Consider the following 25,889-nt stretch of genomic DNA (forward strand, 5'->3'; position numbering starts at 1 on the left):
ATGCCGGCAGGCGCCCCGACCCGCCGGGTCTGCCCACGTTGCGTGAGTTCCCGCTCACACAGGGCGGGTGGGCTGCGGGATGCTCCGCGGACTGGTCGGCGCGTAGGCTGGCGGGATGACCGACCCTCGCACCGACTCCGGGTGGCCCCGCGGGCGCATCGGCTGGATCGCCGGCACCGTGCTGCTGCTCGTCGTCGGCGTGCTGTTCGGCATGATCATGGACAACGTCTGGCTGGGCCTCGTGCTCGCCGGCGCGGTCTCGATCGGCTGGCTCATCGCGTACGAGTCCTGGCGCGGCCGCAACACCGGCATCTACGACCGTGACGACGACGGCGCGCAGCTGTAGCTACGCGTAGTACAGCGCGACGGGCCGCCCGTCGATCTCGCGTACGTCGACGGGGGTCTCGTAGACCTCCGCGAGCACCTCGGGGCGCATGATCTCCGCCACCGGGGCGTCCGCGATGACCCGCCCGTCGCGCATCGCCACGATGCGGTCGGAGTAGGTCGCCGCGAAGTTGATGTCGTGCAGGACCACCACGACGACCTTGCCGAGCTCGTCGGCCATCCGCCGCACGAGCTTCATGATCTCGCCCATGTGGCGCACGTCGAGGTTGTTCAGCGGCTCGTCCAGCAGGACGTACTTGGTGTCCTGCGCGAGCACCATCGCGATGAACGCGCGCTGCCGCTGGCCGCCCGAGAGCTCGTCGAGGAAGCGGTCGCGGAAACCCTCGAGGTCGAGGTACGCGATGGCCCGGTCGATCTGCTCCCGGTCCGCCGCGGTCAGCCGTCCCTTGGAGTGCGGGAAACGCCCGAATTCGACGAGGTCGGCCACGGTGAGACGCGCAGCGATGTGGTTGTCCTGCCGCAGCACCGCCAGGGTCTTCGCCAAGTCGCCCGATGCCGCCGTGCGCACATCCTGGCCGTCGATCGTGACGGTGCCGCTGTCGGGCCGGACCAGCCGCCCGACGAGCGAGAAGAGCGTCGACTTGCCGGCCCCGTTGGGCCCGATGAGCGCGGTCACGCCCTCGCCCCCGAGGGTGATCGAGACGTCATCGAGCACGACGCGGCCGTTGTAGCGCTTGGTGACGGAGTCGAGCGCGATCATCGCGCCCCCTTTCGCAGCACGAGGTAGAGGAAGAACAGTCCGCCGGCGAACTCGATGACCATCGAGAGGCTCCCGCCGAACCCGAACAGGCGCTCCAGCAGCAGCTGGCCGCCGAGCAGGAACACCACGCCCAGGAGGGCGGCGGTCGGCAGCGTCCACCGATGCCGGAAGGTGCCGGCGTACGAATAGGCGAGGTTGGCGACGATGAGTCCGAAGAAGAGGATCGGCCCGACCAGCGCCGTGGATGCCGCGACCATCACCGAGACGATCGCGAACAGGGCCATGATCACACGCCGGTGGTTGACGCCGAGTCCGACGGCCACCGGCTCACCGAGGGTCAGCACGTCCAGCGTGCGCAACAGCGGGAGGACGGCGATGCAGCCCAGCACGACGAGGACGCCGGTGAGCAGCAGCAGCGTCTCGTCGGGTCGGGTGAGCGAGGCGAAGCCCGTGTCGGTGAGCACCTGAAAATCCAGCGGGTCCAGCATCCGCTGCATCCACTCGGTGAGGCTGCGGAAGAACGTGCCCAGCACGATGCCCACCAGCAGCATGAGGTGGATCGACCGGCGCTTGCCGCCGAACAGCCAGGTGAACAGGAACACGCTGAAGGCGACCATGATCGCCACCTGCACGAGCCACAGCGTCACCGGGTCGGCACGCAGGAACGTCGTCGCGCCCAGGAAGAACACGATGACGGTGGAGACGAGCATGTAGAACGCGTCGAACCCCATGATCGAGGGCGTCAGGATGCGGTTCTGGGTGATGGTGTGGAAGACCACCGTCGACACGCCCACCGCGATCGTGACGACCACCATGGCCACGACGGTCGTGCTGCGGATCTTCAGGGCGTACTCGAGCGAACCCGGCACCGCAGTGAACAGGTACACCGCGGCGAGGGCCAGCACGAGCGTCACCAGCAACCCGAGGCGCACGCCGGGTCGCGCCCAGGCGGAGGCCAGGCGCGAACGGGGCGACGCGACGGCGGGCTCGGGTGCGGATGCCGTGGGGGCGACGGTGTCAGTGCGCACGAGAGCCCTTTCGCAGCAGCAGCCAGAGGAACAGACCCGCCCCGACGATGCCGACGATGACCGACAGGGGGATCTCGTAGGGGAAGCGCACCGTGCGCGCGACGATGTCGCACGCGAGCACGAACAGGGCCCCGAGCCCCGCGACCCAGGGGATCGACCGGCGCACGTTGTCGCCGATGATGAGACTCACGATGTTGGGGACGACGAGCCCCAGGAACGGGATCATCCCCGCCGTGACGAGCACCGCGGCGGTGATGACGGCGACGACCACCATGCCGATCGCCACGACCCGGCGGTAGTCCAAGCCCAGGTTCGTGGCGAACTCCTCACCGAGGCCGATGACGCTGAACCGGTCGGCGGCGATCCAGGCGACGATCACCATGACGCCGGCGATCCAGACGTACTCGTACCGGCCCGCCATGATCGTCGCGAAACTGCCCTGCGACCACTGCCCGAGGGACTGCAGCAGATCGAGCCGGTAGGCGAAGAATGCCGTCACGGCCCCGACGATCCCGCCGAGCATGATGCCCACGAGCGGCACGAGCACGAGCTGGCGCACCGGCACCGCCCGCACGACGCGCAGGAACACCCACGTGCCCACGAGCCCGAACGCAGCCGCCACGCCCATCTTGCCCATGACGGCCATGCCCGGCCACAGCACGATGGTCACCAGCATGCCGAGGGTCGCGAACTCGGTCACACCGGTGGTGCCCGGCTCCACGAACTTGTTGCGCACCAGCATCTGCAGGATCAGCCCCGCGATGCCGAGCGATGCGCCGACGAGCAGCACCGCGACGGTGCGCGGCACGCGGCTGGCGGCGAGGAGGAACGCAGCCGTGCCGTCCGTGCCGCCTTCGAGGAGCGCCGCCGGGGAGACGTCGGACACCCCGATGAAGAGGCTGGCGATGCCGAGCAGCACGAGACAGACGCCGATGAGCACCCCCACCCACGTCCGCCGGGGGCGGGCGGGGGCAGGGGCGCTCGTCGTCGCGACGACCGTCGCAGTCACCTCAGTGCCGGTTCTCTCTGATCGAGCGCCTATTCGGCGATCTGCAGGACGTCTTCGATCATGATGCGGGTGGTGTCGATCCCGCCGAAGACGATGTACCAGGCGGTGGGGTTGAGGTAGACGATCTGGTCTTCCTGGTACGCCGTGGTCTGCTTGATGATGTCGTTGTCGAGCACCGCGGCCGCGGCCTGCGCGTTCTCCTCGCCGGTGGCGGCGTCACGGTCGACGACCCAGAGGAAGTCGGGGTTGTGCTCGAGGAGGAATTCGAACGACACCGGCTCACCGTGGGTGGCCGACTTGACGTCCTCGACGACGGGCTCGACGCCGAAGACGTCGTAGATCAGTCCGCCGCGGGCATTGCGACCGGTGGCGTCGCCCTCCGAGGGGGCCATGGCGTTGAGCCGGCCGCCGGAGACCATGAGGCCCAGGCCCGTGCCGGCGTCGGCGGTCGCTGCCCGCGCCTCTTCGATGCCGGCCTCGAGCTCGGCGAGCGCCTCTGCTGCGGCATCCTCGGCTCCGAGGACCTCGCCGAGGAACGTGGTGTTGCGCTCGAGGGTCTCCTGGAAGGAGCCGGCGATGCTGAGGTCCACAGTCGGCGCGATCTCGCTGAGGTCCTCGTACAGACCGGTGGAGCGCCCGCCGATGATGATGAGGTCGGGCTGCTGGGCCTCGATCGCGACGAGGTCGGCTTCGAACAGGGTGCCGGCGTTGAACGCGTCGTCGGCGAGGTAACCCTGCAGGTAGTCGGGGACGGACTCCAGCGGCGCTCCGGCGACCTCGCCGCCGAGCGCGCCGATGGTGTCGAGGCTGGCCATGTCGAACACGACGATGGTCTCGGGGTTCACGGGCACCTCGACCGTGGTCTCCTCGTACTGCGGCTCCTCGTCCTCGCCGGCGAGGTTGCGGTCCCACGAGTACGAGACGGTGCCGGCGTCGGCACCCTCGGCCGCTTCGGCGGTCTCTTCGGTGGAGCCCGTCGCGCAGCCGGTCAGGGCGACGGCGGTGACGAAGGCGAGGGAGGCCGCGAGCAGCGGTCGTGTGGTGCGCATAGAGGTGTCATCTCCTGTGGGGGGCGACGATTCGGAGCGCGATGCATCGACGGATGACGTCGGCTCCGACGGCATCGTCGTAGGGTGGGAAAGGCCGGGGATCACATCACACCAGCCGTATGTAGGTTAGCCTAACCTCATGACTTCGACCACCTCGGCATCCTTCCGCCTCGAGCGTCGTCCGCTGGACCTGCGGTTCCGCATGACCCGTCTGGCCGCTCGGCGGTGGCTGACTCCCGGCTACGTGCGGGTGCGGCTGGAGGGTGACGACCTGCGCGGCTTCGACTCCCTCGGCGCCGACGACCACATCCGGGTGTTCTTCCCCGATTCGCCTCCCGCCACGGTCGAGGAGCTGCGCGCGGCGCCGAACCGGGAGTACACGCCGCTCGCGTGGAGCTCCGACGACGGCTGGCTCGACCTGGAGTTCGCGATCCACGGCGAGGGCGTCGCCACGCAGTGGGCGGCGACCGCCGAGATCGGCGCGATCGCCGGCGTCGGCGGCCCCCGGGGCTCGATGATCATCACCGGCCGGCCCGACGCGTGGCTGCTGGCCGGCGACGAGACCGCCGTCCCCGCGATGCGACGCTTCGCCCACGCGATGGATGCCGACGCGGTCGGCCGCATCTTCGTCGAGGTGCCCGACGCGGGTCACGAGCTGCCGATCGAGGCGCCGTCGGGCGTCACGGTGGAGCAGGTGCACCGGGGCGGGGATGCCGCGGGAGCGGCACTCGCACGCCGACTGGACGCGCTCACCGCCGACGACCGCCCCACGGGCGCCGTGTTCGGCTTCGTCGCGGCCGAGCAGGGCATCGTCAAGCCCGCACGCGCCCTGCTGCAGGAGCGCTGGGGCCTCGAGCCGGACTCGTTCGTGGCGAAGGGGTACTGGAAGCGCGGCGAGGACGAGTACCACGCACCGCACTGAGCGGGCGGCTGCGGCTCAGTACCAGTCGGTCGCCTGCGAGTGCGCCCACGCGGCGCACGGAGTGCCGTACGCCCGCGAGATGTAGTCCAGGCCCCACCTGATCTGCGTCGTGGCGTTGGTCTGCCAGTCGGGTCCGGCTGCGGCCATCTTGTGCCCGGGCAGCGACTGCGGGATGCCGGTGGCACCGCTGGAGGGGTTCACGGCCTGGTAGTTCCAGTCCGACTCCTTCTGCCAGAGCAAGTCGAGGCACCGGAACTGGTCGCTCCCCCAGCCGTACTGAGTGGCGGCGAGGTGGGCGGCGGTCGCCTTGGCACCCTCGACGGTGTTGCCCGCGGCGATCGCCGCAGCCTCGGCCTCGGCGGCTGCGGCTGCCGCGGCGGCCGCCTCTTCCGCGGCCTTCTGGGCGAGCGCCGCGTCGAGCCGGGAGCGCAGGTCGGCGACGCGGACCGTGACCGTCTCGATGTGCTCCTCGGTCTCATCGACGACGTCGGGCACGAGCAGCAGCGGCATCACCTCGAAGTCCGAGAGCCGCTCCACCGCGGCATCCAGGTGGGTCGTGTCGACCTCCGTGGTCTCGACGCCGAGGTCGAGCCCGGACTGTGCGATCTCGGCGCTGACCGTCTCGGCGGCGGCGATCGCGGCGTGGGCTTCTCCGACGGTCGCCTCGGCCTCGGCCGCGACCTGCTGCAGTGTCGTCGCACCCGTGGGGTCGTCCGACATCGGCAGCGCGTCGGCGGCGGCGGCGGCTCCCGTCGCGGCGAGCCCGCCCAGGGCGATGCCGCCGAGGATGGCGCCGGCAACGGCCAGACGACGATGGACGCGGCGGAGGTGCTCGACGCGCAGGGCGCGCCGGGACAGGGCTGACGTGGATGCTGAAGGCATGGGAAACGTGCTTTCGTGAGCGGAGTGCGCCGGCACGGCGGCGCCACGCCCTCGGGCCGGGCGCGGTAACCCACTGTGCAAGGTCTGTCTGGACGAACCCTCCGCCGATACTGAGCGAACCGTGAAAGCGGAGATGACTACGCGATCAGGGGTTATTGTGCGGACGCGGGTGCGCCGCCTTGCCCGCCGGGGCGCGCGGCTGAATACTGAGGACCGCCGGGACCACCGGCATCCCGCACCGGCGCGAGAGGAACCGTCATGCTGACCCTGAATCCGTACCTCAACTTCCCGGGCCGGGCGCGCGAGGCGATGGAGTTCTATCAGGAGGTGTTCGGCGGCGAGCTGACCGTCGACACGTTCGGCTCATTCGGCGGCACCGACGACCCCGCCGATGCCGACCTCGTCATGCACGCCCAACTCGAGACGCCGCAGGGATTCACGCTCATGGCGGCGGACACCCCGAGCAGCATGTCGCATCATGCCGCCACCGGGTTCTCGGTGTCGATCAGCGGCGACGACGAACCGGCGGCCCGCCGCTTCTGGGACGCACTGTCGACCGACGGCAACGTCACCATGCCGCTCGGCGACGCGCCGTGGGGCGGGCTGTTCGGCATGCTCACCGACCGGTTCGGCATCTCGTGGCTGGTCTCGGTCGACCCCGCGACAGAAGACGCGGGGGGCCGGACCGCAGCCGCCGCGTCGTGAGGATCGCGGCGGTGGGCGGCACGGGTGCCGCCGGGAGCCGCGTGGCGCAGGTGGCCCGCTCCCGCGGCCACGATGTGGTGATCGTGACGCGCAGCACGGGAGCGGACGCTGCCAGCGGCGCCGGGCTGCGCGACGCACTCAAGAACGTCGATGTCGTCATCGACACCCTCAACGTCTCGACCCTCAACGCCCGTGAGAGCGAGGAGTTCTTCCGAGCCACCACCGGACGCCTGCTCGCCGCCGAAGGCGATGTGGGGGTGGGGCACCACGTGGCGCTGTCGATCGTCAACTGCGACCGGGCCCCGTACGGCTACTACGCCGGCAAGGTGGCACAGGAATCGCTCATCACCGCCGACGAGGTGCCGTGGACGATCCTGCGCACGACCCAGTTCCATGACTTCGCGGCGCAGGTGTTCGCCTCGGCACACGTCGGCCCCGTGCACGTGGCGCCGCAGATGCGCACCCAGCCGGTGTCACTCGACGATGTCGCGACGCGGCTGGTCGACCTCGCCGAAGCGCCACCCGCAGGGCGGGCACGCGACCTCGCGGGGCCCCGGGAGGAGTCGCTCGTCGAGATGATCCGCGCCTACGCGCGGGCGACCGGTCACCGCGGCTGGATCCCCGCCTTCCCGCTTCCCGGCCCACTCGGCCGCGCGCAGCGCGACGGCACGCTGCTGCCCGGTCCGGATGCCGACCACGGCATGGTCACGTTCGCGCAGTGGCTCGCGAACCGGTGACGGGATGCCGGGAGCTCCGGCATCCGCTCGCTACATCTCTTCGTGCGTGTCGGGGTCGCCGTCCCACAGCCGCCCGCGCTCGAGCGCGCTGATCGCGGCGACCTCGTCGTTCGTGAGGGTGAAGCCGAACACGTCGGCGTTCTCGCGCTGCCGCTCGGGGCTGGCCGACTTGGGGATGGGAGTCGAGCCCAGCTGGGTGTGCCACCGCAGCACGACCTGGGTCGGGGTGACCCCGTGCGCTGCGGCGACCTCGGCCAGCACCGGCTCGGTCAGCAGCTCGCTGCGCCGGGCGAGCGGACTCCAGCTCTCGGTGCGGATGCCCTGCGCCGCGTGGAAGGCGCGCAGCTTCGCCTGCGGGAAGTAGGGGTGCAGCTCCACCTGGTTGACCGCGGGCGTGACGCCGGTCTCGTCGATGAGACGGGCGAGCATGGGCTCGGTGAAATTCGACACCCCGATCGAACGGACGGTGCCGCGCTCCCGCAGCTCGACCATGGCGCGCCACGTGTCGACGAAGCGGTCGACGGACGGGTTCGGCCAGTGGATGAGGTACAGGTCGATGCGGTCGAGCCCCAGCCGCTCGAGCGAGCCGGCGGCGCTGGCGAGGGTCTGTTCGTAGCCGTGGTCGCGGCCGGGCACCTTGGTCGTGACGGTGAGCTCGTCGCGGATGCCGCTGCGCCGGGCAGCCTCGCCGACCTCGGCCTCGTTCTGGTAGTTGACCGCCGAGTCCAGCAGTCGGTAGCCGCTGTCGATCGCGGCGGCGATCGCATCGACGCCCTCCGGGCCGCGCAGGTTGTAGGTTCCGAGGCCGAGCTGCGCCAGGTCCGTGCCGTCGTTGAGCGTCACCGTGGGGATCGTGATCATGCCTCCACGCTACGCCCGCTCCCCCGCCTCGGGGGCGGGCTCAGTCCAGCAGCGACTCGATCGTCGTGATGACGCCGTACTCCGCGTTGGAGGGCGCCCGGAACCGTGCGACCGCGGCGACGTCGGGGTGCGCGTCCGCCATCGCATAGGACCAGTCGGCGGCCTGCAGCAGCTCGATGTCGTTGAGGTAGTCCCCGAACGCCGCGGTCTGGGCGGGGGTGATGCCGAGCGCCTGCTGCAGGTGCCGCAGGGCCACGCCCTTGTTGACGCCCGGGTTCATGATGTCGACCCAGTGGTGACCCGAGACGACCACCTGGTGGCTCTCCCCCAGGTCGCGCAGCGCCGGGGCGGTGTGGGTCTCGCTGCCATCGTGGTCGTACACGGCGATCTTGAGCACCTGGTCGTCCTGCGCCAGCACGTCGTCGACCTCGGTCAGCTTGGCGTAGTACTTCTCCGCCTCGGCGCGGAACCGCTCATCGGGGGACTCGATGTACGCCGACGCCTTGCCGCACACCACCACGCCCAGCCGCATGCCCTGCGCGGCGAGCGCGCGCAGTCGCTCGACGACGGTGCGCACGAACGCGGCATCCAGCGCGTCGGAACTGACCTCGACTCCGTCGCGCACGACGTACGCACCGTTCTCGGCGATGTAGTCCAGCCCGCCCCCGGCCGCACCGAACGATCGCTGCAGCGTCGCCAGCTGACGGCCGCTGGCCGGAGCGAAGGCGATGTCCCGCTCGCGCAGCCGCTCCAGCAGCGGCCACAGCCGCGGCGGCACCGCGCCGTCGGGGTCGAGGAGCGTGCCGTCCATGTCGACGGCGATGAGGCGGATGTCGGGAGCAGTCACCGCCCCATCGTCTCAGCCCGCGCTGAACGCGGCTCTCGGGATAACCCGAACAAAAGACTCCGGATGCCGGGGCGGTGGCGCAGCCCGCCCCCGCCCTACCTTTGAGCCATGACCACTCCTCCCGTCCCCGCCGCACCGGGCACGAACACGCCACGCGTGACGCCGCTGCGCGTCCTCGGCGCCCTGGCCATGCTGGCCGCCTGGGCCATCGCCGGGACCGTCCTGTTCACCGTCATCGTGACGTTCCTCAGCCTCGGCCTCGGCCTCGCGCTGGTGCTCGGCATCGGCCTGCTGTTCCTCATCGGCTTCGTCTACGTGCTCTACGCCACCGCCTGGCTCGAGTACGCCCGCGCCGACGGCTTCTACGACTACGGACTGCCGTCGCTGCGTCCCCGCCGCATGACGCGGCCGGGCTTCGGCGGCTGGCTGCGCATGCTGTGGCAGCAGTTCATCGACGGCCCGATGTGGCGCGGCATCGCCAGCGCTGCGCTCGCGACCCTCCTCGGCTCGCTCGTGCTCGCGCTGCTGTCGACCCTCGCCTCGGGCGTCGGGCTGCTGTTCGCTCCGCTCGCTGACGACGTCGTGCGCATCCCCTGGACCGGTGCCGTCGTCGACAGCGGCTGGGCCGCCGTCATCGGCGGGTTCGCCGTCGTCATCAGCGCCGCGATGCTCGTGGGCATCGCGCTGCTGGACGGCATCCTGACCCGGGCGATCCTCGTCCCCTCCCGCGAGGCGATGCTGGCCGAGCGCGTGCACACCTCCGACGTGCAGCGCGCCGGCGCGGTCCGCGCCAGCGAAGTGGAGCGCAGCCGCATCGAGCGCGACCTCCACGACGGGGTGCAGCCTCGGCTGGTGTCGGTCGGCATGACGCTGGGGCTCGCCCAGCAGAAGCTCGACACCGACCCGGATGCCGCGCGTGAGCTCATCACCGAGGCGCACACCTCGACCAAGGCCGCCATCACGGAGCTGCGGCAGCTGGCACGTGGCATCCACGCCTCGGTGCTGGACGACCGCGGCCTCGACGCCGCCCTGTCGGCCCTCGTCGCCCGCTCCCACGTGCCCGTGCACGTCGATGTGCGCATCGACGGACGCTGCACCCGCGAGGCGGAGGCCGCGGTGTACTTCGCGATCGCCGAGTCGCTCACCAACGCCGCCAAGCACTCCCACGCCAGCGAATGCCGCGTGGTCGTGCGCAGCCGCGACGACGGCACGCTCTGGGCACGCGTGGAGGACAACGGCACGGGAGGCGCCCGCGTGCTCCCCGGCGGCGGCCTCGACGGCATCACGAACCGCATCGTCGCCGCGCGCGGCACGGTGCGTCTGGACAGCCCCGTGGGGGGCCCGACCTCGCTGGAGGTGAGTGTGCCGTGCGCATCCTGATCTGTGAGGATTCCGCGCTGCTGCGCGAAGGCCTCGTACGACTGCTCGAAGACGCCGGCCACACCGTGGTCGCCGCCCTCCCCGACGCCCACGACCTCGACACGGTCGTCGCCGACACGACACCCGACCTCTGCATCCTCGATGTGCGGCTCCCGCCGACGTTCACCGACGAGGGCATCCGTGCCGCGCTCACCCTGCGCGCGGCGAACCCGCAGCTGCCGGTGCTCGTACTCAGCCAGTACGTGGAGGAGCGCTACGCGTCGGAGCTCATCGCGGGGCGGGGCGGGGCGCTGGGCTACCTGCTGAAGGACAGGGTGGCCGACGTCGCCGACTTCGTCGAGACGGTGGCCCAGATCGGCGCCGGCGGCACCGTGTTCGACCCGGAAGTCGTCTCGCAGCTGCTCATGCGCCGCACCCGAGATGACCGCATGGCCCGGCTCACCGACCGTGAGCGCACGGTGCTGGCGCTCATCGCGGAAGGCAAGTCCAACCAGGCGATCGCCCGCACGCTGCACGTCAGCGAAGCGAGCGTCGAGAAGTACATCACGTCCCTCTTCCAGAAGCTCGACCTCGAGCAGGACGAAGCAGGAAACCGGCGGGTGCTGGCAGCGCTCGTCCACCTCGAACACGGCGGCGACCAGCCGCAGACAGGAGCATCGCGATGAGCACGACCCTCACTCCCCCGGCAGGCCCCCAGCCCGCCGCCCCCACCCCGCCCCCGCAGCGGTCGTCCGCGGGCCGCATCGTGGCCATCATCGCCATCGTCGTCGGCGGTCTGCTGATCCTCGGCACGGTCGCCTTCGGCATCCTGGGCGCCGTCGTGCGCACAGGCGGCCCGGTCGACGACCGCATCGCGGTGGATGCCGCCGGGGTCGACTCCCTCGACATCGATGTGTCCGCCGGCGATGTGCGGGTGCTGTTCACCGACACCGATGAGGCCGTGCTCGACATCACGGCGGATGCCGGCGCCGGCAACTGGACCCTCACCCGCGAGGGCGACGAACTGGTCGTGCGCTCCCCGCAGCGCTGGTTCTTCGGCTGGTGGTTCTACGACGGCCCGACCCGGGTCGTGCTGGAGCTCCCCGAGGCGCTGCAGGGCACCGGACTCGACGCGGACTTCGTGCTCTCGGCCGGGTCGCTGGACGTCGACGGCGACTTCGGGGCGCTCGATCTCGAAGTGAACGCGGGCGAACTCACCCTCGCCGGTTCCGCCACGGAACTCCACACCGACGTCAGCGCGGGCCGGGCGGACCTGGAGCTGGCAGACATCGACACCGCCAGCCTGAACGTCAGCGCGGGCGGCCTGAAGGCCGTGCTCACCGGCAGTGCCCCCGACGACGTCACCATCGACGTCAGCGCCGGTTCGCTGGACCTCACGGTGCCCGACGGGCAGTACCGAGTGGAGTCCGACGTCTCCGCCGGCGGCCTCGACAACCGACTCGAGACCACGTCGCAGGCCACCCGCACCATCTCGGTGAGCGTGTCGGCAGGAGACGTGACGCTGCGCTCGGATCGCTGAACCCAGGCGGTGCGGCATCCCCGGCGCAGGGGAACCAGGGCCGGTCGGAGTGCTCCGACCGGCCCTTCCGCCTGCCGTTGTCACGGCCCCCACGTGGACGCTGTCGGCTCCGCCGCGTTAGCGTTGACGGCGTGACCGCCCCCATCGACGCCACTGCCACGCCCGCCTGGACCGAGCTCGCCGCCCTGCGCGACTCGTTCACCCCCGACCTGCGCGGCTGGTTCGCCATCGACCCGCGCCGCGCCGAGCGGCTGAGCCTGCCGCTGGCCGACCTCCACGTCGACCTGTCCAAGAACCTCGTCACCGACGAGGTGCTGGCCGCTCTCGTTCGGCTGGCCGAGCAGACCGGCGTCGCCGAGCGCTATGCGGCGATGCTCGCCGGTGAGCACATCAACACCACCGAGGACCGCGCCGTGCTGCACACCGCGCTCCGCCGCCCCGCCGGCGCCACCCCCGCGCTCGTCGTCGACGGTCAGGACGTCGACCACGACGTGCAGGAGGTGCTGACGGCGATGTCGGCCTTCGCCGACCGCGTGCGCGCGGGCGAATGGGTGGGCGTCACGGGCAAGAAGGTGCAGACGATCGTCAACATCGGCATCGGCGGCTCGGACCTCGGCCCGGTCATGGTGTCCGAGGCACTGCAGCCGTATGCCGATGCCGGCATCTCGGCCCGGTTCGTGTCGAACATCGACCCCACCGACATCGCGCAGAAGACCGCGGGCCTCGACCCCGAGACCACGCTGTTCATCGTGGCATCCAAGACCTTCACGACACTCGAGACCCTCACCAACGCGCGGCTCGCACGCGACTGGCTGTGGACGCAGCTCGAGAAGGCCGGTGCGATCGACGGCAGCGAAGCCGCGCGCACGGATGCCGTGGCGCACCACTTCGTCGCCGTCTCGACGGCGCTGGACAAGGTCGCCGCATTCGGCATCGACCCCGCCAACGCCTTCGGGTTCTGGGACTGGGTGGGCGGCCGCTACTCGGTGGACTCGGCGATCGGGCTGTCGCTGGCGATCGAGCTCGGCCCCGACGTGTTCCGCGAGCTGCTCGCCGGCTTCCACGCCGTCGACGAGCACGTGCGCACGACCCCGCTCGAGCGCAACGTCCCCGTCCTCATGGGCCTGCTCAACGTCTGGTACTCCAACTTCCTCGGGTCGCAGTCGCACGCCGTGCTGCCCTACGCGCAGCAACTGCATCGCTTCGCGGCCTACCTGCAGCAGCTGACGATGGAATCCAACGGCAAGTCGGTGCGCTGGGACGGCACGCCCGTCACGACCGACACCGGCGAGGTGTTCTGGGGGGAGCCCGGCACCAACGGGCAGCACGCGTTCTACCAGCTCATCCACCAGGGCACCCGGCTGATCCCGGCGGACTTCATCGCGTTCGTGAACCCCGCCTACCCGCTCGCCGACGATGGGCGCGACGTGCACGGGCTGTTCCTGGCGAACTTCCTCGCGCAGACCAAGGCGCTCGCCTTCGGCAAGACCGCCGAGGAGGTCGAGGCCGAGGGCACCACCGGGCCGCTCGTGGCGGCGCGGACGTTCCCGGGCAACCGGCCGACGACGTCGATCTTCGCCGACGCGCTCACCCCGCGCGTGCTGGGCGAGCTCATCGCGCTGTACGAGCACATCACCTTCACGCAGGGCGTGATCTGGGGCATCAACTCGTTCGACCAGTGGGGCGTGGAACTCGGCAAGCAGCTCGCGATGCAGATCGCCCCGGCGATCGAGGGCGACGCCGATGCCCTCGAGGCACAGGATGCCTCCACGCGCGCGCTCCTGGAGTACTACCGCACCCACCGTCGCGCCTGACCCGGATCGTCAGCCGCGCGTTGCGGCATCCGCCCGCCGCTCGCCCGTCGCGCGTTGCGGGTTCGCGCTCGCCTGCTCGCCCGTCGCGCGTTGCGGGTTCGCGCTCCCGGAAGCGACATCGCGCGACGGGGGAACGAGGCCGTGCGGAACCGTCAGCCGCCGGGCCCCGAGGGATCGATGGGCGCGCCGTCGCCGTTCTCGGGCAGGTCGCCTCGTTCCACGGGGCCGGCAGGGGTCGCAGGCAGGTCGGAGAAGAGCCGTTCGAGCTCCGCATCCGACGGCACACGTGCGGCGTTCGCTGCCTGCAGAAGATGCTCCGGTGGCGCGTTGCTGCTGCCGGTGACCCAGATCTGCGCATCGCCTCGCTGCGCGACGTACTCGTGCACGTCGCCGCCTACGCGGTGCCAGACGCCCTGCTCCTCAGCGCACGTCACCGGCTCATCTGGGCCGTCCCACAGCGGCGTGGAAGCGCAGGAGGCCGCGGTGAGCTCACCGGGCTCGGTGCGAATGGTCAGCATGGCGCCCGTGCTGTTGTTGAACCAGGTGGCCGAGATGCCGATGCCGCCGGTCGGCCCCACGGACTGCGGCGCCAGGTCGTAGCCGTCGACGTCGGTCGTGTAGACGAGCTCGGGTGCGATGCCGACCGCGTCCGCCCGCTCGGCGATGGCGTCCGGGCTCGCCGCAGTCGCGGTCGCGCACCCGGTGAGGGCGGCCGAGAGGACCACCGCCGCTGCGATCAAGGCGTGCGCGCGGAAGCCGGCTCTTCGATTCACCGTGCTGCCCCCAACCGCCGCTGCCATATCGCCCCCACTCAATCACACGCGGGGTGGCTGTGACCCAGCGCGCGCCCGGGCGATCTGCACGACGGCGATGAGCGCCGCGCTGAGCGATACGAGGAGATCCACGTAGAAGACCGTCGTCAGCCCCACCGCGAACAGCACCACCGCGGCAGCGAACACCACCTCGCGCGTGGGCGCGAGAACGGAGCCGGGGCGGGCGGTGCCGGCCGTTCGCAGACCGGTGAGCCCGCTTCGTGCACGTCACATCGGTCACCTGATGCGGCTGTGTCCCGGGCGCTACTTGTGTTCGTTCAACCACTCATCGAGCCCAGTCCGATGTTCGGTGCAGAGGCTGTCAACCGCGGCGTCGAGAATGCGGCTCCATTCCGTGGCGCCGCTCGAGCCGTCGACGGCCCGTCCATCGAAGAGCGTCGGGAGCGCATCCGTCGCCAGCGCGTTGCACGCCTCACGGCCCCTCCCCGTCAAGTCGTGACGCGAGTTCGCTGCGTGCAGCACGGGTGCGCTCTTCTCGAGGGCCCTGAGATAGTCCTCTTCGGCAATCGCGGCGCACCCGGCGAGCGGGACCACGACGGCGACCACGAACGCGACCACGAACGTTCGGGCTTTGCGGGTGAGCCTCGGCGTCGCCGACGCGCCATCCGGACCGCCGCGGTGGGCTGGTGCGCTCACGAACGCGTCCCCTCGGGTACCGGCACGGTCTCGGGTACCCATCGCAGGATGTCGCCGGGCTGGCAGTCGAGCACTCGGCAAATCGCATCGAGGGTCGAGAACCGCACCGCCTTTGCGCGGCCGTTCTTGAGCACGGAGACGTTGACCGGGGTGATGTCGATCGCGGCGGCCAGTTCGGAGACGCTCATCTTCTTCTTCGCGAGTTCGACATCGAGGTCGACGATGATCGGCATCACACCACCTCCGCCATCTCCTGCCGCAGCACCGTCGCCTGGCGCAACAGCCTGCGCATGACCAGCACGACGAGGGCGAGGCCGATGATGGTGACCAACGCGATCGTGCCCATCAGCGCGACGAACGGATTTCCCGCCCGCGCTTCTGAGATCACCGTCATCCCGATGACGACGATCGCCCCGGCTGCACCGATCGCAGCGATGATCGCATCGACCCAGCGGAACGAGTGCGCATCGAACACACTGCCCCGTGAGACGAACGTGAGCAATCGCCACACGCACACGAGCACCGCCTCGACGCACATGAGCAGAGCGACGACGAGCGCGATGCCCGGCATCTCGAGATGGGCGAACTCGGGCGCGGTCCTCGCGAACCCCGACGCAATCATCGGAACCACCCAGACCTGACAGGCGACGACGGTGGCGAACATCACGACGATCAACGCCTTCGTCACCACGATGAGCGGAGATCTCATGAGCTACCTATCGTCTACCGTTCGTCTGTTATCGACAATCGATAGTAGCCCATCCTGCCGTTTCGCGGAGAACAGACAACCGAGCGCCCGGGTGTCACTGAGGTCCGCGATGCCGGTCACGGGTTCCCTCGGGCGCATGATCACGGCCAGCCTGAGTCTCGAGCAGCGCAAGGGCACTCTCCCCGGGTGAAGTGAGGCGCACCGCCCGGCTGGTTCTCCGTCTGACGATCCAGCCGTTCGCTTCCAAGGTTTCGAGGACTTGCGCGCCCAGCTGCCCTCCCGCGTGGGGGCGCCTCCCGCTCCAATCGAGGCACCCACGGACCCACGGGCGGCGACCCTCCGGAGCACGGAGGCCGAGCATCTCGACGACGACCCCGTCGGGGAACGGCTGCGGAGCTTGTGCCACTGATCCCACCGCGAGCGCCGGCACGACGGCGGTAGCGGTCAGCAGGTCCATGATCCGCAGTCCGAGATCGCCGGCGAGGTGGTCGTAGCACGTCCGCGCCGACCGGAGTTCGATGGAGATGCTCGATTGACGAAGGGACCGCACGGGACTCGTCGGGGCTATGGCCTGCAGCGCTTCGATCGCGCGCGCGACGTCCTCGTCGGCCAGGCGGTAGAAGCGGTTACGACCACGATGCTCCACTTCGACGATGCCGGCCGCGCGGAGCACGTGCAGGTGTTCGCTCGCGGTCGAGGGCGAGACACCCGCTGCGCGCGCCAACTCGCCCGCCGGCATCTGCCGGTTACCCAGCAATGCAGAGGCGATCAGCCCCCGTGCGGGATCGCCCAGCGCCCGGGCCGGTATCGCGATGTCGGGTTCCCCACTCATGGCCCTATGCTGCCCCGAGTGCCTCACGGGCGCGCTCCACGTCATCCACGACGAGCACCTTGCGGTTGTCGTGATCGCTGTACTGAGCGTGCAACGTGACACCCGCGTCGACCAGCGAACGCATCATCCGCGCCAGGGCTCCGGGGACATCGGCATCCAACTCGGCGAGGAGAACCGGCCGGACGATGGCGCCTCCGCATCCAGCCGCGGCGAGGACGCGAGTCGCGGTTTCGGGGTCCGCAATCAGGTAGTGCGCCACTGACGACCACATGCCCCCGCCTTCGAGGCCGACTCCCGCCAGGCCCAGTGCCTGCCCGATCTGCATGAGCGATCTCGCGCCTTCCGGTGCCGGCACCTCGATATCGAACATCACACCACCTCGATGACGGGCTCGATGGAGACCTCCGCGGTGAGACTGTGGGCGATGTAGCACTGCTCATGTGCCCTGTGCACGAGCCGCTCCACCCGCTCGACACTCCCACCCACCACGGCGATATGCGGGCGGAGCACGATCCGGGTCAAACGCATCGGGCGTTGGTCTGCCTGCATCTCCCCCCGCGCCCGGTCGCTGTACTCGACCACCTCCACCCCGCTGAGAGCGGCCACCGCGAGAAACGAGAGCAGCTGACACGAACTCGCCGCCGCGACGACGAGTTGCTCCGGGTTGGGGAGAGCCGCGTCGCCACGGAACGCGGCATCCGCACTCACCGCCAACTGGGTGCCCGCGATGGTCACGTCGTGTCGACGGTCGTAGCTGTCGTAGTGCTGCGTGCGGCCGCGCCAGCTCAACGTGCTCTCGTATGAATGGATCGTCATGGCACGACCATAGAACCGGAATCATTTGGCATGCGCCGAAATATGAGCGTCCGGCCCTACGCGGCGAATGCGCGGCCCCGGATGTCGAGTTCGTAGACCTCCTCCACATGGTCAGACCATAGACGCCACGGTTTCGTAGGACGCCCACCACCGACGTGAGGAAAGCACCACGGGCACGGTAGGAACGAAGGGTGAGCCGTCTCCGCCCTCTCGCCCTCGCCGCGCTCGTCGCGTCCACCGTGTTCGCGTTCACCGCCTGCACCACCGCGACGCCGGAGGCCGCCGCGCCGTCCGCACCGACCTCGCTGGTGGCCGCCGACGGCATCGTGCTCGGCGACGGGCCGGTCGCCGTCGAGCTGTGGACCGACACATCGTGCCCGCACTGCGCACTACTGGACGCGGCCACCGGCGACGACATCGCGACATGGGTCGCCGACAACACCATCACCCTCACGATCCACCCCATGAACTACGTCAGCACGAAGCGTGGCGACACCACCGACTACTCCACGCGCGCCGCGAATCTGCTGGCCTTGACGGCGGATGCCGGCGAGCTCGACGCCGTCCTGCCGCTGTACACCCTGCTGCAGGCGAACCAGGTCGACGCCGACGGCGCACCCACCGACGCGGACTTGCTGGAGTTCGCCGCCGAGGCGGGCGTCACCGCCGACCTCGCCGCGGGCGTCGAGGGCCGGACGATGGCCGAGTGGGTGCAGGAGAGCAACGACCACTGGCTGGGCAAGACCGTCGGCAGCGAGTCGGCGGTCGACCATGTGCCGCTCCTGGTCGTCGACGGCGAGACCTTCGACATCCGGGAAGACGGCACCGACGGCGAACGCCTGCGCGACGCCGTCACCGCCGCCGGCTGAGCCGCGAGGTCAGATCGCGTCGTCGGCGGCGACGATGTCGAGATCCCAGACCCGGATCCCGGCCGCCGTGGGATCGTGCGCTTCGCGGGCGTCGTCGATCGCCTGACTGATCGCTGTCATCAGCGATTCGAACTCTCCCTCCGTGAGGCGCAGCGTCGACCGCAAAAAGGTGCCGTGGACCTCAGTGGTCCGCGCCGCGGTGTACTCGGGAGCCCACGCGATGACGCGGCGCAGAACCTCGGTATGTTCCTGCGCCAGCGCCCCCAGCAGGGCGCCGCCGAGCGCTTCATCCTCGACCGGATGCTCGGGGGTGCCGAGATTGAGCACACCGGGCACGGCGGTCCAGACCCGGTCCCGGCGGTCACGCGCCTTCTCCGGCGCCTCGACGATCAGGCCGGCATCAGCCAGCACCCGCAGGTGGAAGCTCACGCTGTTCGCTGGCGCCTCGAGAACGGCGGCGATATCAGCGGCCCGCGCGAAATCGCGCGACGCGAGCACCTTGAGGATCCCGCGGCGCAGCGGATGCGACATCGCCTTCAGCATGGCGGAGGTCATGACTGCGGCGCGGTCGTCATCCGTTTCATCGGCCATGGGCCGAGTCTATCCGCAAGACATATTGCGCACGCGTAGTTGCGCAACTTCTCTTGCGTAACTACTCTGAGGCCATGACGACCACGACCGTGCCGCACCGCCTGTGGCGCAACACCCCCTTCCTCATCTGGCTGGTGAGCGACACCAGCAAAGGTCTCGCCGCCGGGCTGTTCGGTTTCGCCCTGCCGCTGGTGACGCTGATCGTCACCGGTGACGCGATGCAGGCCGGCATCATCGGCGCCGTCGCCGGCGTCGTGCGCACGCTCACGACGCTCTACGGCGGCGTGCTGGCCGATCGCCACTCCCGCACCCGGCTGATGGTGCTGGGGGCGGCGACCGGTGTCGTCCTCTCCCTCGCCTTCACCCTGCTCGCCCTCGGCGGCTCGCTCACCTTCACGACACTGCTGGTGCTGACAGTGCTGCTCGCCGCGCGCGCCGGGTTCTTCGACGTCGCCGGCGAGAGCGCGCTCAAGCAGATCGTTCCCGACAGCGCGATGGGTCGCGCGCAGGCGGCGAACCAGGCTCGGGATGCCGCGCTGCAACTGGCCGGCGGCCCGCTCGGCGGGGCGCTGCTGGCCGTCGGCGCGTGGCTGATCGGCGCCGCCATGACCTTCTGCCACCTGATCTCGGCCATCACCGCGGAGATGCTGCGACGCGGCCGGCGCACGGCATCTGCCGATCTCGCCCGCGAACCCGAACCCGAGCCCGGGCCCGTGAACGAGCAGCTGCCGTCAGCGCGCCCGAGCACGAGCGCCATCGCCGAGATGCGCGAGGGGTTCGGTTGGCTGCTCGGCCGTGCGGATCTACGTCCGGTGCTGTTCATCGCCACGATCATCAACCTCGGCTTCAACGCCGGCCTCACGACCGTGATCTTCGCCCTGCAGCAGTCGGGGCACTCCCCCGCCACGATCGGGTGGCTCTCGGCGGGCGCCGGTGCGGCCATGCTCGCCGGCGCCGCAGTCGCCCCGCTGCTGGTCTCGCGCGTGCGCAGCGGCATGCTCATCATGGCGGGCCTGACCGCAGCGACGCTGGGGATCCTGGTGATCTCGCAGCTGCATGCCCCCGGGGCGATCACGGCGGTGCTCGCGGCATCCGTGCTGCTCCTGCCCGCACTGAACGCGGGGCTGCTGGGTTACTTCATGGTCGCGGTGCCCACCGAGCTGCTCGGCCGGGCGAACAGCGCGAGCATGGCGCTGAGCATCGGCGCGATGCCGCTCGGACCTCTCATCGCGGGCTTCGGCCTCACGTGGATCGGCAGCCAGCAGACGATCCTCGCCTGCGCCGCGCTGTGCGCGATCGCGACCGCTCTGGCCGTCGGCAGCCGCGGGGTGCGCTCGCTCCCCGCCGAAGCGGGCTGGTCGGCTCACGCGATGCGGTACACCGCCCCCGCGTGAGCCGACCGGCGCTACCGCTCCGACGCCTTCGTCTCGACCGACAGCAGCGGCGCACCGGCAGTCGTGGGGCCGAGCTCGATGGGGTCGACCGCGTCGAACTGGTCGGCGTTGAGCACGATCACCGGGGTGATGAGCGGGTAGCCGGCCTTCTCGATGACCGCGCGGTCGAAGGTCACCAGCGGCGTGCCGACCTCGATGCGGTCGCCGTTGCTCACCTTCACGTCGAACCCCTCGCCCTTCAGGTTCACGGTGTCGATGCCGACGTGGATGAGCAGCTCGATGCCCCCGTCGAGCACCAGCCCGAAGGCGTGCCCGGTCGGTTGGGCGGCAGCCACCGTGCCCGCGCCCGGGGCGTACACGGTGTCGCCACTCGGCTCGATCGCGACGCCGGGGCCCATCGTGCCGCCCGCGAACACCGGGTCGGGGACCTCTGACAACGGGACCGCCCGCCCATCCAGCGGCGACATGATCTGCAGTGCCGTCCCGACTTCGGGCGCATTGCCCGGATCGGCCGTCGCCGTCGCGGTCGCGGGTCTGGCGGCCGTCGCGGTCGCGACCCCGCCGGCCGTTGCGGCCGCGGTCGCCGCGGCGGGTGCGCCCGAGGGGCCCGCCGGTGCGGCGGTCGCGTCGGTGTCGGCAGCAGCAGCCTCCTCGGCGGTCGGCTTCGGCTTGTAGCCGAAGATCATCACGAGCGTCATCGACGTGATGAACGCCGCCGCGACGGCGATGCCGTACAGGGCCAGCGGCTGGAAGGCGGGGATGGTGAGCAGCGACGTGAAGACGAACGCCTCCGTGCGCACCCCGCCGCCGATGCCGATGATGAGACCGCCGACGAAGCAGCCCACGAGCATGCGTGGGTAGATGCGCTTGAACCGCAGATGGATGCCGTACAGCGACGGTTCCGAGATGCCGCCGAGCAGACCCGCCGCAAGCGCGCCGGTGGCGGTCTGTTTCATCGCCGGGTCACGCTCGCGCCAGGCCAGCACCAGCACGGCGGCCGTGGCGCCGAAGCAGGCGAAGTTCCATGCACCCATGGGGCCCTGGATGAAGTCGTAGCCGAGGGTCTGGATGTTCAGCAGCATGATCGCGTTGATCGGCCAGTGCAGCCCCAGCGGCACCATGAACGGGTAGGCCAGCGGAATGATGATGGCGAAGATGAACGGCGAGAAGTCGTTGATCGAGCTCAGCAGGTTCGCAAGTCCCGCACCGGCGTAGACGCCGATGGGGCCGATGAGGAACGCCGTGAGCGGGATCATGATCAGCATCGCCAGGAACGGCACGAAGATGAGGTGCAGGTTCGTGGGGATGATCTTCTTCAGCCCCTTCCACAGCGGCCCGAGCACGGCGGCCATGAGCAGCGGCGGGAACACCTGCGAGCTGTAGTCGAACACCGTCAACGGGATGCCGAAGACGGGCACCGTCGTGATGTCGGATCCCAGGAAGACGATCTGCTGCGCCGTGGCATCCTGACCGAGCGCCATGAAGCCAGGGAGCATGACGACCGCCATGATCGCGAAGCCCACCCAGGGGTCGGCGCCGATCTTCTGCGAGGCGTTGTAGGCCACCATGAGCGGCAGGAAGATGAACACGCACTGCCACATGAGGTTGATGAACGCCCACGAGGGCTCCAGCACCACGCCCGGCGCGTTCCACGAGGGGATGACCCCGAGAGTCGCCATGAGCGCCATGAAGGTGATGAACAGCGAGGCGCCCAGCAGCGCACCCAGGATGGGGCGGAACGAGTCGGAGAGGAACTCGAACAGGGTGTCCAGCCACGCCACCTTGCCGCGCGGACCCCTGGCGCGCTCGCGCGCCTTGATCGCGGCGGCGTCGTCGACGTCGCCCTCCGCATCGCCGGTCATGGTGGGCAGCGCCATGATGTCGTTGTAGACCGTCTGCACGCCGCCGCCGATGACGACCTGGAAGCGGTCCCCGGCCTGCGGCACGGCCCCCATGACGCCGGGCAGCGACTCGATGCCGCTCTGGTCGACCAGGTCCCCGTCGCGCAATTGGAATCGCAGTCGCGTGGCGCAGTGGGTGAGGCTCTCGATGTTGCCGGGTCCGCCGACTTTCTCGACGATCTCGGCTGCGGGGCTGTCAGGCATGAGCACTGCTCCCTTCACCAGGATGAGCCTGCCGACCGGGCTCGGTCGCGAGGAGGACCAGGACCATCGCGGGCGACTTTAGCCCGGGATCCGCGACCGGTCGAGGGGTTGCGAATCATCCCCGAGTGGGATGGCGCATACGTCTACAGGCCGACGACGCGACGCCCGCCGCCGCGAAGACTGGCATCGTGAACAACACCCCTGCCCCTCCTGCCCTGGCCGCCTCAGGCCTCATCAAGCGCTACGGCCCGCTCACCGCGCTGGCCGGCGTGGACGTCACCATCGCGCGCGGCGAATCCGTCGCGGTGATGGGCGCGTCCGGTTCCGGCAAGACGACGCTGCTGCACTGCCTCGCCGCGATCCTCGCCCCCGACGCCGGGTCGGTGCGACTCACGGTGCCAGGGGCGGCGGTGCAGGAGCTGGTCGGCATGAGCGAGTCCGAGCGGTCGGCCGTGCGCCGCTCGCACGTCGGGTTCGTGTTCCAGGAGCACCTGCTGCTGCCCGAACTCACCGCCATCGAGAACGCCGCGCTGCCGCTGATCGTCACCGGGGTCCCCCGCAAGCAGGCCGAGGCGCACGCCGCCGGCTGGCTGGCGGCGCTGGGGCTGGCCGGCATGGAGGAGCGCCGCATCGGCCAGCTCTCGGGCGGGCAGGCCCAGCGCGTGGCCATCGCCCGCGCCCAGACCACCGGCGCCCCGGTGGTCTTCGCCGACGAGCCGACCGGAGCTCTCGATTCGGCGACCTCGGCCGAGGTGATGGGGGCGCTGCTGCAGGCCACGACGGGTCAGGGCCGCAGCCTCGTCGTCGTCACCCACGACCCCGGCGTCGCTGCGCGGTGCGACCGCGTGCTGCACATGCGCGACGGCCGCATCGTCGGCGAAGCCGTGGGCACCGCCTCCGCCGCCGCCGCGAGCGGGGCCGGACGATGACCGCCGCCCTGGTCGGCGCCCCCACCGCCCCGCCGCGCGGCACGGTGGGCTCGGTCGGGCGCATCGTGACGCTCACGACGCTGATGGCCCGCCCGTCGCGGCAGGGGCGGGCGGCGCTGCTGCTGCCGGTCGTCGCGTTCGCGGTCACGACGGCGTTGCTGCTCGTGGTCGTCGGCGGCACCGTGATGTTCCACACCGACCCCCGGGTGGCGGGCGACCCGCTCTACCCGATGCTGAGCCTGCTCGCCCTCGTGCTGCTGGCGGTGCCGGTGTTCACGCTGGGCGCCGCGGCGGCCCGCCTGTCGAGCCGGCGCCGCAACGACCGGCTGGCCACTCTGCGGCTGCTGGGCGCGACCAGCGCCGAGGTGTCGGCGATGACCGTCGCCGAGGCGGCGCTGGTGGCCTTCGCCGGCGCGCTCGTCGGCGTCGTGCTGTACCTGGCGCTCCTGCCGCTGGTGGGACTGCTGCCCTTCTTCGGCGGGCCGGTCGGCATCGCCGCGGTGTGGGCGGGCCTGCCCGCCCTGGGCTGGGCCGTCGTGGGCGTGACCGCCCTGGCCACCACGAGCGCCGCCCTCAGCCTCCGCGCCGTGCGCCTGGGTCCCCTCGGCGTGCGCCGGCGCACGGATGCCGCGCCGCGCCGGGTCGTGGTGCTCGTGGTCGGCCTCGTGCTGCTGATCGCACTCATCGCCGCCGCCGCGACCGTGTCGGTGGCCGATGCCCTGGGTGTGCTGATCCTGATCGGGATGTTCGCGGGCGCGATGGCGCTGATCAACGTCATCGGCGCCCCCATCGTCGCAGCGCACGGTCGCCGCATGGCGCGGCGGGCGACGTCGGCGGCGACCCTCATCGCGGGTCGCGAGCTGGCCGCCCACGCACCGCAGGCGTGGCGACGGGTGTCGGGCATCGCGATGATCGCGTTCATCGCCGTCGTCGCCGGCGGCGGGATGGGCCTGCTCGAGGCGATCGGCGAGAACGAGCAGGGTACGGTCCTGTCCGACATCCGCGTGGGCGTGCTGGTCACCTTGGGTGCCGCTTTCGTGCTGCTGGCCTGCTCGGTCGGCGTCACCCAGGCGGCATCCGTGCTCGAAGACCGCGAACTGATCGTGGGACTGGATCGCCTGGGCGTGCCCGAGGACCAGCTGCGCCGCTCTCGCAGCCTCGCCGTCATGGTGCCGCTGCGCTGGGCGGCGCTGGGCGGGGCCGCCGTCGGCACGGCGCTCTGCCTGCCGATCGTGGGTGCGGCCGGCATGATCGCGCCGGTGCCGATCCTCGTCGTGGTGCTGACCTTCGTGGCCGGGTTCGCCGCGGTGACCGGGGCCATGGCCGCCACCGAGCCGCTCGCGCGGGCCGTACGCCGCAGCGCGGCGTGACGGTGCCGTCGGGCGTGGTTCGATGGGAACATGACCGATTCCCCCGTCTCGATGTCGCTCACGCTCGACGGCGTCACGGTGCTCTCCCCGGCCGCCCTGCAGTCGCTGTACCGCATCAACGGGCGCTCCACGGTGGAGATGCGCCTCGCGGTGGCATCCGGCGAACCGCTCTACACCGCCGAGCTGTTCGGCACCGACCACCTGCAGGTCGTGCCCCGGCTGGAGAAGACCGCCGCGTACCTGCTCGAGCACGGCGTGCCGTTCCGCGTGTATGAGAGCGCCGACGGCGAGCGCGAGGAGATTTCGCTCGAGGTGATGCGCAGCATCCTCGGCGAAGCCTGAACGACGAACGGCGCCGACCCGCAGGGGTCGGCGCCGTTGGTGTGTCCGCAGCCGCTTCGGATCTCACACGTCTTCGGGGGCGAGGTCGCCCTCGCCCTCCTCGCCGAGCTCCGCGATCAGGGGGTCCTCCCCCTGCGTCTCGGGCTGCAGCACGGCCGGCGCGCCGACGTCTTCCGCAGCAGCGGCGGCGGCCGCCTGCGCACCCGGGTCGCCGAAGCGCAGGTCGGCTTCGGCGGCCGTGCCCGGGCCGTCGCCGACACCGCCGTCGAAGCGGTCGTCGGGTTCGGACGGGCCGCCGGCGGCGTCTGCGGACTCCTCGTTCGCCTCGTCGGTCGCGCCGTCGAGCTGCTCCGAGTACTCGCTGCCGGCGAGCGTGTCGCTCTCGGCTGCGCTCGTGCTGCCACCCTGAGCGGCATCCTGTGTCTCTGCCATGTCGGCTCCTCTCGTCGCGGCTTTTACGGGCGATGCACCCGCCCAGCGAGCGTCCCCCATCTGGGTGCCCGTGTTCACCCCGTTCCCTCGGCGGCGACGGCGCGCTATCCTCGCGCCGACGTCGCGGGCGCACGCCCGTCGCCGGCGCAACCCCGTGCGCGAGGCGGGCGGCG

The 25,889-nt window shown here is 70.7% G+C and carries 31 protein-coding genes; 13 read left to right on the plus strand and 18 right to left on the minus strand.

Annotation, left to right across the window (positions count from 1 at the left end):
- Nucleotides 1-115: 115 nt before the first annotated feature.
- Nucleotides 116-346: a hypothetical protein gene (locus ACFVR6_RS08985; RefSeq protein WP_386961505.1), complete on the plus strand. Its 231-nt coding sequence runs from the start codon at nt 116-118 to the stop codon at nt 344-346.
- Here the strand turns inward: ACFVR6_RS08985 and ACFVR6_RS08990 are convergent, their stop codons facing one another.
- Genes ACFVR6_RS08990 through ACFVR6_RS09005 form a run of 4 tightly spaced genes read right to left on the minus strand, consistent with a single transcriptional unit; the run spans nt 347 to nt 4,191 of the window.
- Nucleotides 347-1,105, minus strand: coding sequence for an iron ABC transporter ATP-binding protein (locus ACFVR6_RS08990; protein ID WP_386961508.1), 759 nt, complete (start codon nt 1,103-1,105; stop codon nt 347-349). It lies immediately after the preceding gene.
- Complete coding sequence (locus ACFVR6_RS08995) at nt 1,102-2,133, minus strand: iron chelate uptake ABC transporter family permease subunit (RefSeq protein ID WP_386961510.1); 1,032 nt, start codon at nt 2,131-2,133, stop codon at nt 1,102-1,104. Before ACFVR6_RS08995 ends, ACFVR6_RS08990 begins: the two co-directional genes overlap by 4 nt.
- Nucleotides 2,123-3,142 carry an ABC transporter permease gene (locus ACFVR6_RS09000; RefSeq protein ID WP_386961513.1) on the minus strand — a complete coding sequence of 340 codons (1,020 nt, stop codon included), beginning with the start codon at nt 3,140-3,142 and terminating at the stop codon, nt 2,123-2,125. Before ACFVR6_RS09000 ends, ACFVR6_RS08995 begins: the two co-directional genes overlap by 11 nt.
- 29 nt (nt 3,143-3,171) lie before the next feature.
- On the minus strand, nt 3,172-4,191 hold the full coding sequence (locus tag ACFVR6_RS09005; protein WP_386961516.1) for a siderophore ABC transporter substrate-binding protein: 1,020 nt from the start codon (nt 4,189-4,191) through the stop codon (nt 3,172-3,174).
- Between the two features lie 139 nt (nt 4,192-4,330).
- On the opposite strand from ACFVR6_RS09005, the gene ACFVR6_RS09010 reads away from it, so the two are divergent.
- Entirely contained in the window at nt 4,331-5,113 is a 783-nt protein-coding gene (locus ACFVR6_RS09010) for a siderophore-interacting protein (RefSeq protein WP_386961519.1), read from the plus strand.
- 15 nt (nt 5,114-5,128) lie between these two features.
- Here ACFVR6_RS09010 and ACFVR6_RS09015 read toward each other — a convergent pair whose 3' ends face one another.
- Nucleotides 5,129-5,995 carry an aggregation-promoting factor C-terminal-like domain-containing protein gene (locus ACFVR6_RS09015; RefSeq protein ID WP_386961522.1) on the minus strand — a complete coding sequence of 289 codons (867 nt, stop codon included), beginning with the start codon at nt 5,993-5,995 and terminating at the stop codon, nt 5,129-5,131.
- A 258-nt stretch (nt 5,996-6,253) separates the two neighbouring features.
- Between ACFVR6_RS09015 and ACFVR6_RS09020 the strand changes: the two genes are divergently transcribed.
- Together ACFVR6_RS09020 and ACFVR6_RS09025 are read left to right on the plus strand one after the other, a co-directional pair.
- Complete coding sequence (locus tag ACFVR6_RS09020) at nt 6,254-6,700, plus strand: VOC family protein (protein WP_386961525.1); 447 nt, start codon at nt 6,254-6,256, stop codon at nt 6,698-6,700.
- Between the two features lie 11 nt (nt 6,701-6,711).
- The gene (locus tag ACFVR6_RS09025; RefSeq protein WP_386961528.1) at nt 6,712-7,437 is read left to right on the plus strand and encodes an SDR family oxidoreductase; all 726 of its coding nucleotides are present in this window, start codon (nt 6,712-6,714) and stop codon (nt 7,435-7,437) included.
- Between the two features lie 30 nt (nt 7,438-7,467).
- Here the strand turns inward: ACFVR6_RS09025 and ACFVR6_RS09030 are convergent, their stop codons facing one another.
- A complete protein-coding gene (locus ACFVR6_RS09030; RefSeq protein WP_386961531.1) occupies nt 7,468-8,298 on the minus strand; it encodes an aldo/keto reductase in 831 nt (276 codons plus the stop codon).
- 40 nt (nt 8,299-8,338) lie between these two features.
- Nucleotides 8,339-9,145, minus strand: coding sequence for a Cof-type HAD-IIB family hydrolase (locus ACFVR6_RS09035; protein WP_386961534.1), 807 nt, complete (start codon nt 9,143-9,145; stop codon nt 8,339-8,341).
- A 108-nt stretch (nt 9,146-9,253) separates the two neighbouring features.
- Between ACFVR6_RS09035 and ACFVR6_RS09040 the strand changes: the two genes are divergently transcribed.
- The 4 genes from ACFVR6_RS09040 (at nt 9,254) to pgi (ending at nt 13,858) form a co-directional block, all read left to right on the plus strand.
- Nucleotides 9,254-10,525, plus strand: a complete 1,272-nt coding sequence (locus tag ACFVR6_RS09040; protein ID WP_386961537.1) for a sensor histidine kinase — start codon at nt 9,254-9,256, stop codon at nt 10,523-10,525.
- Entirely contained in the window at nt 10,513-11,190 is a 678-nt protein-coding gene (locus ACFVR6_RS09045; protein WP_386961540.1) for a response regulator, read from the plus strand. The genes ACFVR6_RS09040 and ACFVR6_RS09045 overlap by 13 nt, the downstream gene beginning before the upstream one ends.
- Nucleotides 11,187-12,044, plus strand: a complete 858-nt coding sequence (locus tag ACFVR6_RS09050; protein WP_386961542.1) for a DUF4097 family beta strand repeat-containing protein — start codon at nt 11,187-11,189, stop codon at nt 12,042-12,044. Before ACFVR6_RS09045 ends, ACFVR6_RS09050 begins: the two co-directional genes overlap by 4 nt.
- 131 nt (nt 12,045-12,175) lie before the next feature.
- Nucleotides 12,176-13,858, plus strand: a complete 1,683-nt coding sequence (gene pgi, locus ACFVR6_RS09055) for a glucose-6-phosphate isomerase (RefSeq protein ID WP_386961545.1) — start codon at nt 12,176-12,178, stop codon at nt 13,856-13,858.
- Between the two features lie 152 nt (nt 13,859-14,010).
- Here the strand turns inward: pgi and ACFVR6_RS09060 are convergent, their stop codons facing one another.
- The 8 genes from ACFVR6_RS09060 to ACFVR6_RS09095 all read right to left on the minus strand — a co-directional run bounded on the left by ACFVR6_RS09060 (nt 14,011) and on the right by ACFVR6_RS09095 (nt 17,684).
- Nucleotides 14,011-14,631 (minus strand): hypothetical protein, encoded by a 621-nt coding sequence (locus tag ACFVR6_RS09060; RefSeq protein WP_386961548.1) that lies wholly within the window; start codon nt 14,629-14,631, stop codon nt 14,011-14,013.
- A gap of 42 nt (nt 14,632-14,673) precedes the next feature.
- Nucleotides 14,674-14,820 carry a hypothetical protein gene (locus ACFVR6_RS09065; protein WP_386961550.1) on the minus strand — a complete coding sequence of 49 codons (147 nt, stop codon included), beginning with the start codon at nt 14,818-14,820 and terminating at the stop codon, nt 14,674-14,676.
- Nucleotides 14,821-14,934: 114 nt separating this feature from the next.
- Entirely contained in the window at nt 14,935-15,327 is a 393-nt protein-coding gene (locus tag ACFVR6_RS09070) for a hypothetical protein (RefSeq protein ID WP_386961553.1), read from the minus strand.
- The gene (locus tag ACFVR6_RS09075; RefSeq protein WP_386961556.1) at nt 15,324-15,560 is read right to left on the minus strand and encodes a helix-turn-helix domain-containing protein; all 237 of its coding nucleotides are present in this window, start codon (nt 15,558-15,560) and stop codon (nt 15,324-15,326) included. The genes ACFVR6_RS09070 and ACFVR6_RS09075 overlap by 4 nt, the downstream gene beginning before the upstream one ends.
- Nucleotides 15,560-15,991, minus strand: a complete 432-nt coding sequence (locus ACFVR6_RS09080; protein ID WP_386961559.1) for a DUF2975 domain-containing protein — start codon at nt 15,989-15,991, stop codon at nt 15,560-15,562. Before ACFVR6_RS09080 ends, ACFVR6_RS09075 begins: the two co-directional genes overlap by 1 nt.
- Before the next feature lie 139 nt (nt 15,992-16,130).
- Nucleotides 16,131-16,868 carry an ArsR/SmtB family transcription factor gene (locus ACFVR6_RS09085; protein ID WP_386961562.1) on the minus strand — a complete coding sequence of 246 codons (738 nt, stop codon included), beginning with the start codon at nt 16,866-16,868 and terminating at the stop codon, nt 16,131-16,133.
- Nucleotides 16,869-16,872: 4 nt separating this feature from the next.
- Nucleotides 16,873-17,238: a hypothetical protein gene (locus ACFVR6_RS09090; protein WP_386961565.1), complete on the minus strand. Its 366-nt coding sequence runs from the start codon at nt 17,236-17,238 to the stop codon at nt 16,873-16,875.
- Nucleotides 17,238-17,684: an OsmC family protein gene (locus tag ACFVR6_RS09095; protein ID WP_386961568.1), complete on the minus strand. Its 447-nt coding sequence runs from the start codon at nt 17,682-17,684 to the stop codon at nt 17,238-17,240. The genes ACFVR6_RS09090 and ACFVR6_RS09095 overlap by 1 nt, the downstream gene beginning before the upstream one ends.
- Nucleotides 17,685-17,875: 191 nt before the next feature.
- Between ACFVR6_RS09095 and ACFVR6_RS09100 the strand changes: the two genes are divergently transcribed.
- Nucleotides 17,876-18,553: a DsbA family protein gene (locus ACFVR6_RS09100; RefSeq protein WP_386961571.1), complete on the plus strand. Its 678-nt coding sequence runs from the start codon at nt 17,876-17,878 to the stop codon at nt 18,551-18,553.
- Nucleotides 18,554-18,562: 9 nt separating this feature from the next.
- On the opposite strand, the gene ACFVR6_RS09105 is transcribed toward ACFVR6_RS09100, so the two are convergent.
- A complete protein-coding gene (locus ACFVR6_RS09105) occupies nt 18,563-19,144 on the minus strand; it encodes an ArsR/SmtB family transcription factor (RefSeq protein ID WP_386961574.1) in 582 nt (193 codons plus the stop codon).
- A gap of 74 nt (nt 19,145-19,218) precedes the next feature.
- Here ACFVR6_RS09105 and ACFVR6_RS09110 point away from each other — a divergent pair, with 74 nt between their 5' ends.
- Nucleotides 19,219-20,538, plus strand: coding sequence for an MFS transporter (locus ACFVR6_RS09110; RefSeq protein WP_386961577.1), 1,320 nt, complete (start codon nt 19,219-19,221; stop codon nt 20,536-20,538).
- 11 nt (nt 20,539-20,549) lie between these two features.
- Here the strand turns inward: ACFVR6_RS09110 and ACFVR6_RS09115 are convergent, their stop codons facing one another.
- Nucleotides 20,550-22,643, minus strand: a complete 2,094-nt coding sequence (locus ACFVR6_RS09115; RefSeq protein ID WP_386961580.1) for a glucose PTS transporter subunit IIA — start codon at nt 22,641-22,643, stop codon at nt 20,550-20,552.
- A gap of 188 nt (nt 22,644-22,831) precedes the next feature.
- Between ACFVR6_RS09115 and ACFVR6_RS09120 the strand changes: the two genes are divergently transcribed.
- From ACFVR6_RS09120 to ACFVR6_RS09130, 3 genes are read left to right on the plus strand one after another with little or no spacing between them, the layout of a single operon-like run.
- Entirely contained in the window at nt 22,832-23,572 is a 741-nt protein-coding gene (locus tag ACFVR6_RS09120; protein ID WP_386961583.1) for an ABC transporter ATP-binding protein, read from the plus strand.
- A complete protein-coding gene (locus ACFVR6_RS09125) occupies nt 23,569-24,942 on the plus strand; it encodes an FtsX-like permease family protein (protein ID WP_386961586.1) in 1,374 nt (457 codons plus the stop codon). The genes ACFVR6_RS09120 and ACFVR6_RS09125 overlap by 4 nt, the downstream gene beginning before the upstream one ends.
- Nucleotides 24,943-24,972: 30 nt before the next feature.
- On the plus strand, nt 24,973-25,284 hold the full coding sequence (locus tag ACFVR6_RS09130; RefSeq protein WP_386961589.1) for a hypothetical protein: 312 nt from the start codon (nt 24,973-24,975) through the stop codon (nt 25,282-25,284).
- A gap of 63 nt (nt 25,285-25,347) precedes the next feature.
- Here ACFVR6_RS09130 and ACFVR6_RS09135 read toward each other — a convergent pair whose 3' ends face one another.
- Entirely contained in the window at nt 25,348-25,716 is a 369-nt protein-coding gene (locus ACFVR6_RS09135; RefSeq protein WP_386961592.1) for a hypothetical protein, read from the minus strand.
- Nucleotides 25,717-25,889 lie beyond the last annotated feature (173 nt).

This window comes from Microbacterium sp. NPDC058021 (assembly GCF_042885955.1).
Taxonomy (GTDB): Bacteria; Actinomycetota; Actinomycetes; order Actinomycetales; family Microbacteriaceae; genus Microbacterium.